This window comes from Pseudomonas sp. MYb118 (assembly GCF_040947875.1).
GTDB lineage: Bacteria > Pseudomonadota > Gammaproteobacteria > Pseudomonadales > Pseudomonadaceae > Aquipseudomonas.
On sequence record NZ_JBFRXN010000004.1, the window covers coordinates 156,108 to 171,018 of the forward strand.

At 66.6% G+C, this 14,911-nt stretch carries 2 protein-coding genes (1 of these 2 running past the window's edge); both read left to right on the top strand.

Annotation, left to right across the window (positions count from 1 at the left end):
• Complete coding sequence (locus tag ABVN20_RS26955; RefSeq protein ID WP_368558841.1) at positions 1-12,351, top strand: non-ribosomal peptide synthase/polyketide synthase; 12,351 nt, start codon at positions 1-3, stop codon at positions 12,349-12,351.
• Positions 12,351-14,911: the 5' end (the start) of a non-ribosomal peptide synthase/polyketide synthase gene (locus ABVN20_RS26960; protein ID WP_368558842.1), read on the top strand. It continues 10,897 nt past the right edge of the window; the window shows 2,561 of its 13,458 coding nt (coding positions 1-2,561); its start codon is at positions 12,351-12,353; its stop codon lies off the right edge, out of view. The genes ABVN20_RS26955 and ABVN20_RS26960 overlap by 1 nt, the downstream gene beginning before the upstream one ends.

Genomic DNA, 14,911 nt, shown 5'->3' on the forward strand with positions numbered 1-14,911 from the left:
ATGAATGCTGAAGACTCCTTGAAACTTGCTCGCCGGTTTATCGGGTTGCCCGTGGAGAAGCGCCAGCTGTTCCTCGCGGCCTTGCACAAGGAGGGTGTGGATTTCGCCCGTTTCCCGATTCCTGAAGGGGTCGAGGCCGAGGATCGGCAGGCGTTGTCCTATGCCCAGCAGCGCATGTGGTTTCTCTGGCAACTGGACCCACGCAGCGGCGCCTACAACTTGCCAGGCGCCGTACGCCTGAAAGGCCGCCTCAACCGCGCCGCGCTGGAGCAGGCGTTCGCCAGCCTGGTGGCGCGTCACGAAACCCTGCGCACGGTGTTCCAGCGTCAGGCCGACGAGAGTCTGTTGCAGGTGCCGGCCAGCACAACCTTGCACATCGAAGACGTCGACTTCAGCGCGCTGCCGGCGAATGAGCGCGAGCAGGCGGTAGCCCGGGCCGCGCAGGCGCAATCGCTGTTGCCATTCGACCTGGCCGTCGGCCCGCTGCTGCGGGTGCAGCTACTCAAGCTGGCAGATCAGGAACACGTGCTGCTGCTGACCTTGCACCACATCGTTTCCGACGGCTGGTCGATGAACGTGCTGATCGACGAGTTCATCCGTTGCTACGACGCCCATGACGCCGGTGTGCAACCGCAACTGGCGGCGCTGCCGATCCAGTACAGCGACTACGCCCTGTGGCAGCGCCGCTGGCTGGAGGCGGGCGAGCAGGCGCGGCAACTGGCGTACTGGCAGGCGCAGTTGGGCGACGAGCACCCGGTGCTGGAGTTGCCCACCGACCACCCACGCCCGGCGATGCCAAGCTTCAGCGGCACCCGCTACGAGTTCGGCGTCGACCCGCAACTGACCGAGCAACTGCGCACCGCCGCGCAGAAGCACAACGTCACCCTGTTTATGCTCCTGCTCGGCGCGTTCAACGTGTTGCTGCACCGCTACAGCGGGCAGACCGACATCCGCGTCGGCGTGCCCATCGCCAACCGCAACCGCGGTGAAATCGAAGGCCTGATCGGCTTCTTCGTCAACACCCAGGTGCTGCGCACGCAACTGGACGGTCAAACCCGCGTGGCCGATCTGCTCGGCGCGATCAAGGAAACCGCCCTCGGCGCCCAGGCCCACCAGGACCTGCCGTTCGAGCGCCTGGTCGAGGCGATGAAACTGGAGCGCAGTCTCAGCCACACGCCGCTGTTCCAGGTGATGTACAACCACCAGCCGCAGGTCGCCGACATTTCCACGGTGACCACCGCTTCGGGCCTGGAGCTGGGCGCCATCGAGTGGCAAGGGCGCACCACCCAGTTCGACCTGACCCTGGACACCTATGAAAAGGCCGGCACGCTGCACGCGGCGCTGACCTACGCCAACGACCTGTTCGACGCCGCCACCATCGAGCGCATGGCGCAACACTGGACGCGCCTGCTGCAAGGCATGGTCGGCGACAGCCAGCAACGCATCAGCGACCTGCCGTTGCTGGAGCAGGGCGAATACCAGCGTATCGTCCATGACTGGAACCTCACGGGGGAGGGTTTTGCCGACAACCTGTGCATCCACGAATTGATCGCCCGGCAGGTGGCAGCAAAACCCGAAGCACTGGCGGTGACCTTCGGCACGCTGAGCCTGAGCTACGCCGAGCTCGATGCCCAGGCCAACCGCCTGGCGCACAAGCTGATCGAGCTGGGCGTCGGCCCGGAAGTGCGGGTCGGCGTGGCCATGCAGCGCTCCGAACAATTGCTGGTGGCGTTGCTCGCGGTGCTCAAGGCCGGTGGCGCTTATGTGCCGCTGGACCCGGATTACCCGGCCGAACGTGTGGCCTACATGCTCGAAGACAGCCGCGCTCGCGTGCTGATCAGCGAATCGGCGGTGGCGCAGAACCTGACCGTGGCCAGCGACACCCAAGTGCTGCTGATGGACGCCGCGCAGGAATGGGCAACCTATCCGCACCGTGCGCCGCTTTCCCGCGTCACCCCGGACAACCTCGCCTACGTGATCTACACGTCGGGTTCTACCGGCAAACCAAAAGGCGTAGCCATCGCCCATCGCAACGTGCTGGCGCTGATCGACTGGTCGCAATCGGTGTACAGCCGTGACGACATTCAAGGCGTGCTGGCGTCGACTTCGGTGTGCTTCGACCTGTCGGTGTGGGAGCTGTTCGTCACGCTGGCCAACGGTGGTTCGCTGGTCATCGCCCGTAACGCCCTGGAACTGCCGCAGTTGCCAGCGCGGGATCAGGTGCGCCTGATCAACACCGTACCCTCGGCCATCAACGCGCTGCATGCGGCGGGTCAGATTCCTGCGAGCGTGCGCATCATCAACCTGGCGGGTGAGCCGCTCAAGCAGTCGCTGGTCGATGCGCTTTACCAACAGGCGACGGTTGAACACGTCTACGACCTGTACGGCCCCTCCGAAGACACCACCTATTCCACCTGGACCCGCCGCACCGCCGGCGGCATCGCCAACATCGGTCGACCACTGAAACACACCGCCAGCTACCTGCTCGATGCCGACCTGCAACCGGTGCCGCAAGGCGTCAGCGCCGAGCTGTACCTGGCCGGCGCCGGCATCACCCGTGGCTACCTGGGCCGCGCGGCAATGACCGCCGAGAAGTACGTGCCCAACCCGTTCGCCGGCAATGGCGAACGCCTGTACCGCACCGGCGACCTCACACGCTACCTGCCAGAGGGCGCACTGCAATACGTCGGCCGCATCGACCATCAGGTCAAGGTGCGCGGGTTCCGTATCGAGCTCGGCGAAATCGAGGCGCGCCTGCTGCAGCAGGCGGCCGTGCGCGAACTGGCGGTGCTGGCCCAGGACAGCGGCCACGGTCAGCAACTGGTGGCCTACATCGTGCCCAGCGATGCAACCATCGTTGCCGGCGATGCCGAGGCACAGGCGGGTTTGCGCGAAACCCTCAAGGCCGCGTTGCGCCAGCACCTGCCAGACTACATGGTGCCGGCGTACCTGCTGTTCCTCGATGCCTTGCCGCTGACCCCCAACGGCAAGCTCGACCGCAAGGCCTTGCCGGCAGTGGACGGCAGCCAGCAACAGCGCGAACACGTCGCCCCCGGCAGCGCCCTGGAAAAAGCCCTGGCGGCGATCTGGCAAGACGTCCTGGCGGTGGACGCCATCGGCCTGGAAGACAACTTCTTCGAACTGGGTGGCGACTCCATCGTCTCCATGCAAGTGGTCAGTCGCGCCCGGCAGGCCGGCATCCTGTTGAGCCCCAAGGACCTGTTCCAGCACCAGACCCTGCGCAGCCTCGCCCAGGTGGCCCGTCATGGCGAGCAGCACAGCATCGACCAAGGCCTGGCGCAGGGCGCGGTGGCCCTGGCGCCAGTGCAGCAGTGGTTCTTCGAGCAAGCCATCCCCGAGCGCCAGCACTGGAACCAGTCGCTGTTGCTGATCCCTCGCGAGCGCCTCGACGGTGCGAAGCTTGAACAGGCGTTGCAGCAACTGCTCCAGCATCACGACGGCTTGCGCCTGCGCTATGAACGCAGCGACGCTGGCTGGCAACAGGCCTACGCCGGGCTGACCAGCGCTTCGCCGTTGTGGCAGCGTCAGGCCGACTCGGAGCAGGCCTTGCTGGCGCTGTGCGAACAGGCCCAGCGCAGCCTCGACCTGGAGCAAGGTCCGTTGCTGCGGGCGCTGTTGGTGGACCTGCACGACGGCAGTCAGCGCCTGCTGCTGGTGATCCATCACCTGGTGGTGGACGGCGTGTCGTGGCGGGTCCTGCTGGAAGACCTGCAACAGTGCTACCGCCAGGGCGCGGCGCTGCCGGCCAAGACCAGCGCCTACCAGCACTGGGTCGCGCGCCTGCAAGCGCATCTGCCGGTGTTCCAGCACAGCCTCGCTCACTGGCAGACGCAATTGCGCGACGCCTCGGGCGAGCTGCCGTGCGATCACGCCAACGGCGCCCTGGAGAACCGTTTCGAGCAGAAGGTCGAGATCCGCCTCGACGCCGCGCACACCCGCAAGCTGTTGCAGGATGCCCCGGCGGCCTACCGCACCCAGGTCAACGACCTGTTGCTGACCGCGCTGGCACGTGTGGTGTGCTGCTGGACCGGGCAGGGCAGCACGCTGATCCAGCTCGAAGGCCATGGCCGCGAAGACCTGTTCGATGACATCGACCTGACCCGCACCGTCGGCTGGTTCACCAGCCTGTTCCCGATCAACCTGACGCCGGGCGTCGAGGTCGGGGCGTCGATCAAGACCATCAAGGAACAACTGCGCGGCGTGCCGGACAAGGGCCTGGGTTATGGCGCGCTGCGCTATCTGGCCGAGCCTGCCATCGGCGCCGCGCTGGCGGCCCTGCCGACACCGCGCATCACCTTCAACTACCTGGGCCAGTTCGACCGTCAGTTCGACGAGGCGGCGCTGTTCGTGCCGTCGAGCGAAGGCCACGGCGCGGCGCAGGATCCGTCTGCGCCGCTGGCCAACTGGCTGACCGTCGAAGGCCAGGTGTACGGCGGCGAGCTGGCGATGAGCTGGGGCTTCAGCAGCGAGATGTTCGACCGCCGCACCATCGAGCAACTGGCCGACCAATACAGCGCCGAACTCGCCGCGCTGATCGAGCATTGCTGCACCCTGCAAGCGCCGCAGGCGACGCCATCGGACTTCCCGCTGGCGCGCCTGACCCAGGCGCAGCTCGATGGCTTGCCGGTGGCCGCCGGCCGCCTGGACAACCTCTATCCGTTGTCGCCGATGCAGCAGGGCCTGCTGTTCCACACCCTGTACGAGCAGGCGGCGGGCGAGTACATCAACCAACTGCGCGTCGACGTCCAGGGTCTGGACCCCGAGCGATTCCGCGCAGCATGGCAGGCCACCGTCGACGCCCATGACATCCTGCGTACCGGGTTCGTCTGGCAGGGCGAGCTTGAGCAACCGGTGCAGATCGTGCACAGCCAGGTGCAATTGCCCTTCAGCGTGCTCGATTGGCGCGAACGCAGCGAGCTGCCAGACGCATTGACGGCCCTGGCGGACGCCGAGCGCCAGCAGGGCTTCGACCTCGGCCAGGCACCGCTGCTGCGTCTGGTGCTGGTGCAAACGGCTGCCGATGGCTGGCACCTGATCTACACCCATCACCACATCCTCATGGATGGCTGGAGCAATTCGCAGTTGCTCGGCGAAGTCCTGCAACGCTATCGCGGCCACACCCCGCCGGCCGCTGCCGGACGCTACGGCGACTACATCGGCTGGCTGCAACGCCAGGACGCCCAGGCCAGCGAGGCCTACTGGAGCGGGCAACTGGCGCTGTTGCAGGAGCCGACGCGCCTAGCCCAGGTGCTGGCCGGCAATGAGGGCCTGAGCGGTCATGGCGATCATTTCCTCAACCTGACGCCTGAGCACACCCAGGGGCTGGAAGCGTTCGCCCGCCAGCAGAAAGTCACCGTCAACACCCTGGTGCAAGCGGCGTGGCTGCTGTTGCTGCAACGCTATACCGGCCATGAAAGCGTGGCGTTCGGCGCCACGGTCGCCGGGCGTCCGGCGGACATCCCCGGCATCGAGCAACAGGTCGGCCTGTTCATCAACACCTTGCCGGTGATCGCCACGCCGCGCCCTGACCAGAGCGTGGCCGCCTGGCTGCAAGCGGTGCAGGGGCAGAACCTCAGCCTGCGCGAGTTCGAGCACACGCCATTGGCGGACGTGCAACGCTGGGCCGGGCAGAGCGGCGAAGCGCTGTTCGACAACATCCTGGTGTTCGAGAACTACCCGATTGCCCAGGCGCTGCAACAGGGCGCCGAGCAGGGCGTGGTGTTCGGCGAGGTCGCCAACCTGGAACAGACCCACTACCCGCTGAGCATCGCCGTGACCCTGGGCCAGGCGCTGGCCCTGCACCTGAGCTTCGACCGCAAGCTGCTCGCCCAGGCCGCCATCGAGCGCATCGGCGGTCACCTGCTGCACGTGCTGGCGCAGTTCAGCGAATCCGCCGAACGTCGCCTGGGTGAAATCGCCCTGACCAACGCGCAAGAACTGGCCGAGCAACAAGCCGCCAACCACCCGCAACCGTACCCGGTCGACGTGGCGGTGCATCAGCACATCGCCGTATGGGCGGCGCAGCAACCTGAACGCACGGCGGTGATCTTCGCCGGTCGCCGCTTCAGCTTTGGCGAAATCGACCAGCGCGCCAACCGCCTGGCCCACGCGCTGATCGCCCGCGGTGTCGGCCCGGAAAGCCGGGTCGGCGTGGCCTTGCCGCGCAGCGAAGGGGTGATCGTCGCGCTGCTGGCGGTGCTCAAGGCCGGGGGCGCCTATGTGCCGCTGGACACCAGCTACCCACGCGAGCGCCTGGCCTACCTGATCGAGGATTCCGGGCTGGCCCTGCTGCTGACCGATGCTTCGGTGTCGGCGCAATTGCCGGTGCAGGGTGAGGTGCAAATGCTGGAACTGGATCGCCTCGACCTGGACAACCAGCCCACCCAGGCACCGAACGTAGCACTCGACCCGCTGAACCTCGCCTACGTCATCTACACCTCCGGTTCCACCGGTAACCCCAAGGGCGTCAGCGTCGCCCACGGCCCGCTGGCCATGCACTGCCAGGCCATCGGCGAGCGTTACGAAATGCGCGACAGCGATTGCGAATTCCATTTCATGTCCTTCGCCTTCGACGGCGCCCATGAGCGCTGGCTGACCAGCCTGACCCACGGCGCCTCGCTGCTGATTCGCGATGACAGCCTGTGGACCCCGGAACAGACCTACAACGCCATGCGTGAACACGGCGTGACGGTGGTGGCCTTCCCGCCGGTGTACCTGCAACAACTGGCCGAGCATGCCGAGCGCGAAGGTCACCCGCCGAAAGTGCGCATCTACTGCTTCGGTGGCGACGCCGTGCCGGCCGCCAGTTTCGAGCGGGTCAAGCGTGCGCTCGACCCGGACTACATCATCAACGGCTACGGGCCGACCGAAACCGTGGTCACGCCGCTGATCTGGAAAGCCGGACGCGAGGTGCCCTGCGGCGCCGCTTATGCGCCGATCGGCAGCCGCATCGGCGACCGCAGCGCCTACGTGCTCGACGCCGACCTGAACCTGTTGCCCCAGGGCATGGCGGGTGAGTTGTACCTGGGTGGCAGCGGGCTGGCGCGCGGTTACCTGAACCGTGCGGGCCTGACCGCCGAGCGCTTTGTCGCCGACCCGTTCAGCCGCACCGGCGGCTTGCTGTACCGCACCGGTGACCTGGTGCGCCAGCGCAGCGACGGCACCTTCGACTACCTGGACCGCATCGACAACCAGGTGAAAATCCGTGGCTTCCGTATCGAGCTGGGCGAAGTCGAAGCCAGTCTGCAAGCCCTCGCCGGGGTGCGTGAAGCGGTGGTCGTCGCCCAGGAAGGCAGCGCCGGCAGCGGCAAGCGCCTGGTCGCCTACGTGGTGGCCGATGCGGCAAATGCCGCGCGCAGTGATTTTGCCGAACAGCTGCGCGAGCAGCTCAAGGCCACGTTGCCGGCGCACATGGTGCCGGCCTACCTGTTGATGCTGCAGCGCCTGCCGCTGACGCCCAACGGCAAGCTCGACCGCAAGAACCTGCCCAAGCCCGACGTCAGCCAATTGCAGCAAACCTACGTGGCGCCGCAAAGCGCGCTGGAGCGCCAACTGGCCGCGATCTGGCAGGACGTGCTGAAACTCGAGCAGGTGGGCCTGGGCGACAACTTCTTCGAACTCGGCGGTGACTCGATCATCTCGATCCAGGTGGTCAGCCGTGCCCGTCAGGCAGGAATTCGCTTCACCCCCAAAGACCTGTTCCAGCACCAGACCATCCAGGCCCTGGCCCAGGTGGCGCGGGTCGGCGAAGCGCCGCAACGGATCGACCAGGGCACGGTGACGGGGGAGCTGGCGTTGCTGCCGGTGCAGCGCTCGTTCTTCGAACAAGCCATCCCCGAGCGCCAGCACTGGAACCAGGCGGTGATGCTCAAGCCCACGCAAACGCTGAACGCCGCGTGGCTGGAGCAGGCACTCGCGGCCCTGGTAGCGCACCACGACGGCTTGCGCCTGAGCTTCATCGAGCAGGCCGATGGCTGGCACGCCCAGTACCAGGCGCCAGGCAGCAACAACGAGGCGCTGCTGTGGACGGTCGACGTGGCCGATGCCGAGGCGCTCGAGGCGGCGGCCAACCAAGCGCAGCGCAGCCTCAACCTGCAACAGGGTCCGTTGCTGCGGGCGCTGCTGGCCAATCTCGACGACGGCAGCCAGCGGCTGCTGCTGGCGATCCATCACCTGGTGGTGGACGGCGTGTCGTGGCGGATTCTGTTCGACGACCTGCAAACCGCCTACGGCCAACTGGCCCAGGGCCAGGCGCTGCAACTGCCGGCGAAAACCACCTCGGCCAAGGCCTGGGCGCAACAGTTGCAAACCTACGCCCGCAGTGCCCCGTTGCAGGCCGAACTGGCCCACTGGCAACAGCGGCTGGCCGGCGCCGACGGCGCGCTGCCGCTGGACAACCCCGCAGGCAGCCTGGAAAACCGCCACGCCGTGACGGTGCGCACGCAACTGGGCCGCGACCTCACCCGGCAACTGCTGCAGGACGCGCCGGCGGCCTATCGCACCCAGGTCAACGACCTGCTGCTGACCGCGCTGGCCCGCGTCATCGTGCGCTGGACCGGCGCCGACAGCGCGTTGATCCAGCTCGAAGGCCATGGCCGTGAAGAGCTGTTCGACGGCGTCGACCTGACCCGCACCGTCGGCTGGTTCACCAGCCTGTACCCGGCGCGCCTGACCCCGGTGGCCGAGCTCGCCGACTGCCTGAAACAGATCAAGGAACAACTGCGCGCAATCCCCGACAAGGGCATCGGGTTCGGCGCGCTGGCCCACCTCGGTGATGCCGCGGCGCAGCAGGCCCTGGCCGACTTGCCGGTGCCACGCCTGACCTTCAACTACCTGGGCCAGTTCGACGGCAGTTTCAACGCCGAAGACGGCGCGCTGTTCGTGCCGTCCGCTGAAGCGGCCGGGGACGAACTGGACGCCGCCGCGCCACTGGCCAACCACCTGGCGCTCAATGGCCAGGTGTACGGCGGCGAGCTGAACCTGGGCTGGACCTTCAGCCGCGAGATGTTCCATGAAGCGACCATCCAGCGCCTGGCCGATGATTACGCCCAGGAGCTGCAAGCGCTGATCGCCCATTGCTGCGCGGCCGGTCACCACGGCGTGACGCCGTCGGACTTCCCGCTGGCAGCGCTCAGCCAGGCGCAACTGGATCGCCTGCCGGTGCCTGCGGCGCTGATCGAGGACGTCTACCCGCTGTCGCCGATGCAGCAGGGCATGCTGTTCCACGCCGTGTACCAGGAAACCTCGGGCGACTACATCAACCAGATGCGCCTCGACGTCGAAGGCCTCGACCCCGAGCGCTTCCATCAGGCCTGGCAAGCGGCAATCGAAGCCCACGACATCCTGCGCACGCGGTTTGTATGGCAGGGTGAATTGCCGGCGCCGGTGCAGGTGGTCAGCAAGCACGCACCGATGCCCTACAGCCTGCATGACCTGCGCGCACACCCGCAGCCGCAACAGGCCCTGACCGAGCTGGCCGACCGCGAGCGCCAGCAACTGCACCTCGGCGATGCCAGCCTGCTGCGCCTGGTGATCGTGCGTCTCGATGAGCAACGTCATCACCTGATCTACACCAACCACCACATCCTCATGGACGGCTGGAGCAATTCGCAGCTGCTCGGAGAAGTGCTGCAACGCTACAGCGGGCAGGTGGTGGCCGGCCAGGCCGGGCGCTATCGCGACTACATCAGCTGGCTGCAACGCCAGGATACCGCGACCAGCGAAGCGTTCTGGACGTCGGCCTTGCGTGAGCTGGAAGAACCGACGCGACTGGCGCAGACCCTCACGCCGCCCGCGAACGGCGAGCAGGGCTACGGCGATCATTTCCAGGTCCTGGACGTTGAGCTGACCGCGCAACTGGGCGAATTCGCCCGGGCCTCGAAAGTCACGGTCAACACCCTGGTGCAGGCAGCATGGCTGCTGCTGTTGCAGCGTTACAGCGGCAAGGCCACCGTAGCGTTCGGCGCCACCGTGGCCGGGCGTCCGGCGGACCTGCCGGGCGTCGAGCAGCAGATCGGCCTGTTCATCAACACCTTGCCGGTCATTGCCACTCCGCGGGCCGAGCAGTCGCTCAGCAGCTGGTTGCAGGCGGTGCAGGCGCACAACCTGGCATTGCGCGAGTTCGAGCACACGCCGCTGTTCGATATCCAGCGCTGGGCCGGGCAGGGCGGTGAGGCGCTGTTCGACACCTTGATGGTGTTCGAGAACTACCCGGTCTCCCAGGCGCTGGAGCAGGGCGCACCACAAGGGCTGCGTTTCGGCCCTGTAGCCAGCCGCGAACAGACCAACTACCCGCTGACCTTGCTGGTGAGCCTGGACCGCGAACTTGAGCTGCATTTCAGCTATCAGCGCAGCGCGTTCGCCGCACCGGCCCTGACGCAACTGGCCAGCCACTTGCAACACCTGCTGAGCCAGATGACCGGCGGCGGGGAACGTTGCCTCGCCGAGCTGACGTTGCTCGACCCGGTGCAGCAACAGCGCATCGTTGACGACTGGAACCTCACGGGTGAGGGCTTTGCCGACAACCTGTGCATCCACGAACTGATCGCCCGGCAGGTGGCGTCGACGCCTGAAGCGCTGGCGGTGACCTTCGGCACGCTGAACCTGAGCTACGCCGAACTCGACACCCAGGCCAACCGTCTGGCGCACAAGCTGATCGAGTTGGGTGTCGGCCCGGAAGTGCGGGTCGGCGTGGCCATGCCGCGTTCCGAACAATTGCTGGTGGCGTTGCTCGCGGTGCTCAAGGCCGGTGGCGCCTATGTACCGCTGGACCCGGACTACCCGGCGGAACGCGTGGCCTACATGCTCGAAGACAGCCGCGCTCGCGTGCTGATCAGTGAGTCGGCAGTGGCGCAACACCTGACCGTTGCCAGCGACACCCAAGTGCTGCTGATGGATGCCGCGCAGGCGTGGTCGGGTTATCCACAGCACGCACCGCTGAGCCGTGCGACGCCGGACAACCTCGCCTACGTGATCTACACCTCGGGCTCTACCGGCAAACCGAAAGGCGTAGCCATCGCCCATCGCAACGTACTGGCGCTGATCGACTGGTCGCAATCGGTGTACAGCCGTGACGACATTCAAGGTGTCCTGGCGTCGACTTCGGTGTGCTTCGACCTGTCGGTGTGGGAGCTGTTCGTTACCCTGGCCAACGGCGGTTCGCTGGTCATCGCCCGTAACGCCCTGGAACTGCCGCAGTTGCCAGCGCGGGATCAGGTGCGCCTGATCAACACCGTACCCTCGGCCATCAACGCGCTGCATGCCGCCGGGCAGATTCCGCCGAGCGTGCGCATCATCAACCTGGCGGGCGAGCCTCTGAAGCAGTCGCTGGTCGATGCGCTTTACCAACAGGCAACGGTCGAGCACGTCTACGACCTGTACGGCCCCTCCGAAGACACCACCTATTCCACCTGGACCCGCCGCACCGCCGGCGGCATCGCAAACATCGGCCGGCCACTGAAACACACCGCCAGCTACCTGCTCGATGCCGACCTGCAACCGGTGCCGCAAGGCGTCAGCGCCGAGCTTTACCTGGCCGGCGCCGGCATCACCCGTGGCTACCTGGGCCGCGCGGCGATGACCGCCGAGAAGTACGTGCCCAACCCGTTTGCCCGTAATGGCGAGCGGATGTACCGCACCGGCGACCTCAGCCGTTACCACGTCGATGGCGTGATCGAGTACCGCGGGCGGATCGACCATCAGGTGAAGATCCGCGGGTTCCGCATCGAACTGAGCGAAATCGAAGCGCGCCTGCTGCAACAGGAGGCCGTGGGCGAAGTGGCAGTGCTGGCCCAGGACGTCGCCGGCGGTCCACAACTGGTGGCCTACGTGGTGGCCAGGTCACTGGCGCTCGACGATGCCGAGGCGCAACGCCAGCTGCGCGAAGAACTCAAGGCGCGCCTCAAGGACAGCCTGCCCGAGTACATGGTGCCGGCCCATTGGCTGTTCCTCGATGCCTTGCCGCTGACCCCCAACGGCAAGCTCGACCGCAAGGCCCTGCCTGCCGCCGATGCCAGCCACCTGCAGGCCAGCTTCGTGGCGCCGGTCAGCGAGCTGGAACAGCAGGTCGCGGCGATCTGGCAGCAAGTGCTGACCGTGGAGCGCGTGGGCCGCAGTGACCACTTCTTCGAGCTTGGCGGGCATTCGCTGCTGGCGGTGAACGTGGTGTCGCGGCTGCAACTGGAACTGGGGCTGAAACTGACCCCGCAACTGATTTTTCAATACCCCGTACTGACAGATTTCGTCAGCCGTCTGGCCGCTGCCGGTGAGCAGGTCGACACGTTGAAACTGAGCAAGCTGGACGCCCTGCTTGACGAAATGGAGGAAGCTTGATGGATACCAATGTCGCTTTGAAGATTGCGCGGCGCTTCATTACTTTGCCGCTCGACAAGCGCAGGGTGTATCTGCAGAAGATGCTCGAAGAAGGGGTGTCGCCGGCCAACCTGCCGATCCCGGAAACCCAGTCGCAGTTCGATCCGGTGCCGCTGTCCTTCGCCCAGGAACGCCAGTGGTTCCTCTGGCAGATGGACGAAAGCAGCGCCGCCTACAACATCCCCAGCGCCCTGCACCTGCACGGCGAACTTGATGTGGCGGCACTGGAGCGCAGCTTCAATGCCCTGATCGAGCGCCACCAGAGCCTGCGCACCACCTTCCGCCAGCAGGATGACCGTGCGGTGCAGGTGATCCACGCGCACATGGCGCTGACCGTCGATGTCCACGAACTCGATCAATCGTCTGCGGCATTGCCCCGTGATGCGCAGGTCGAGGCCTTCGTCGCCACGCAGACCGCGCTGCCGTTCGACCTGGTCAACGGCCCGCTGCTGCGCGTCAGCCTGCTGCGCCTGGGCGCCGCTGAACACGTGCTGACCCTGACCCAGCACCACATCGCCTCCGATGGCTGGTCGATGCGGGTCATGGTCGAAGAGCTGCTGCACCTGTACAACGCTTACCGTCAGGGCCAGGTACCGGCATTGCCGGCGCTTTCGATCCAGTACGCCGACTACGGCATCTGGCAGCGCCACTGGATGGAAGCCGGTGAGCGCGAGCGCCAGTTGGCCTACTGGCAAGAGCAGCTGGGCAGCGAGCACCCGGTGCTGGAATTGCCCACCGACCATGCGCGCCCGGCGGTGCAGAGCCTGCGCGGTGCGCGGGTCGAACTGGCGTTGCCGGCGGCGCTGGCCGAGCAGTTGCGCGCGGTCGCCAAGGCCCAGGACGTCACGCTGTTCATGCTGTTGCTGGCCTCGTTTCAGACCTTGTTGCACCGCTACAGCGGTCAGGCGCAGATCCGCGTCGGCGTGCCCACCGCCAACCGTAACCGGGTCGAGACCGAGCGGCTGGTGGGCTTCTTCGTCAACACTCAGGTGCTGTGCAGCGAGTTCGAGCCAGACGCGCGTTTCAGTTCGCTGCTGGCCCAGGTCAAGCACACGGCGATGGCGGCCCAGGCCCATCAGGACCTGCCTTTCGAACAACTGGTCGAAGCGCTGCAACCGCAGCGCAGCCTGAGCTACAGCCCGCTGTTCCAGGTCATGTACAACCACCAGGGCAGCACCGCGAACGCTCAGGGCCGGGCGAACCCCCAGGCGCTGACTATCGAACACCTGCGCCAGCCGGCGCGCACCGCGCAGTTCGACCTGACCCTGGAAACCTTCGACGACGCCCAGGGCCTCGGCGCGCAACTGACCTATGCCACTGACCTGTTCGAGCGCGAAACCATCGAACGCCTGGGCCGCCATTGGCAGAACCTGCTGCGCAGCATCGTCGCCGATCCGCACCAACGGGTGGGCGAGCTGGCGCTGCTGGACAGCGCAGAACAGCACCAGGTGCTGGTGGACTGGAACCACAGCGCCGCCGAGTATCCGCGCGAGCGTTGCATCCATCAGTTGATCGAGGAGCAGGCCCTGCGCACGCCGCAGGCTGCCGCGCTGCTGTTCGACGGGCAGGCACTGGATTACGCGCAGCTCAACCGCCGCGCCAACCAACTGGCCCATCGCCTGATCGAGCTGGGCGTCGGCCCGGATCAGCTGGTGGGCATCGCCATCGACCGCAGCCTGGAAATGCTCGTCGGCCTGTTGGCGATCCTCAAGGCCGGGGGCGCCTATGTGCCGCTCGACCCGCAATACCCGCAGGACCGCCTGGCGCACATGATCGAGGACAGCGGCCTGCAATTGCTGCTGACCCAGGCGCACCTGCTGGACGCCTTGCCCATTCCCCGCCAGGTGCAGACGCTGCTGCTCGACCCGCAGGGCCTGCACGCCAGCGGCTACAGCGAGGCCGATCCGCAGGTGCAGATCGACGGTGAAAACCTCGCCTATGCGATCTACACCTCCGGCTCCACCGGCAAGCCCAAGGGCGTGATGGTGCGCCATCAGGCGCTGGTGAATTTCGTCACCAGCATGGTGCGCGAGCCGGGGCTTGCAGCCTCTGACCGCATGCTGTCGCTGACCACCTTCTCGTTCGACATCTTCGGTCTGGAAATCTACGGCCCGCTGCTTTGCGGGGCGAGCGTGGTGCTGGTGGACAAACAGACCGCCCAGGACCCGCAGGCCCTGCTGGCGTTGATCGACGCGCAATCGGTCAGCGTCGTGCAGGCCACGCCTTCGACCTGGCGCATGCTGCTGGACCACGAACAGGCGCCGATCCTGCGCGGCTGCAAATTCTTCTGCGGCGGTGAAGCCCTGGCCGACGACCTGGCGCAACGCATGCTGGGCCTGGCCGGGCAGGTGTGGAACCTCTATGGCCCGACCGAAACCACCATCTGGTCGGCCGCCTGGCAACTGACCGAAGACCAGCGCCGGCCTTACCTCGGCCAGCCGATTGCCAACACCACGCTGTACATCCTCGGTGACGAGCTGGCGCCGAACCCGGCGGGCGCCATCGGCGAACTGCTGATCGG

Coding starts and splice junctions, on each gene's coding strand:
- ABVN20_RS26955 (WP_368558841.1), top strand. CDS start 1: ATGAATGCTGAAGACTCCTTGAAACTTGCTCGCCGGTTTATCGGGTTG.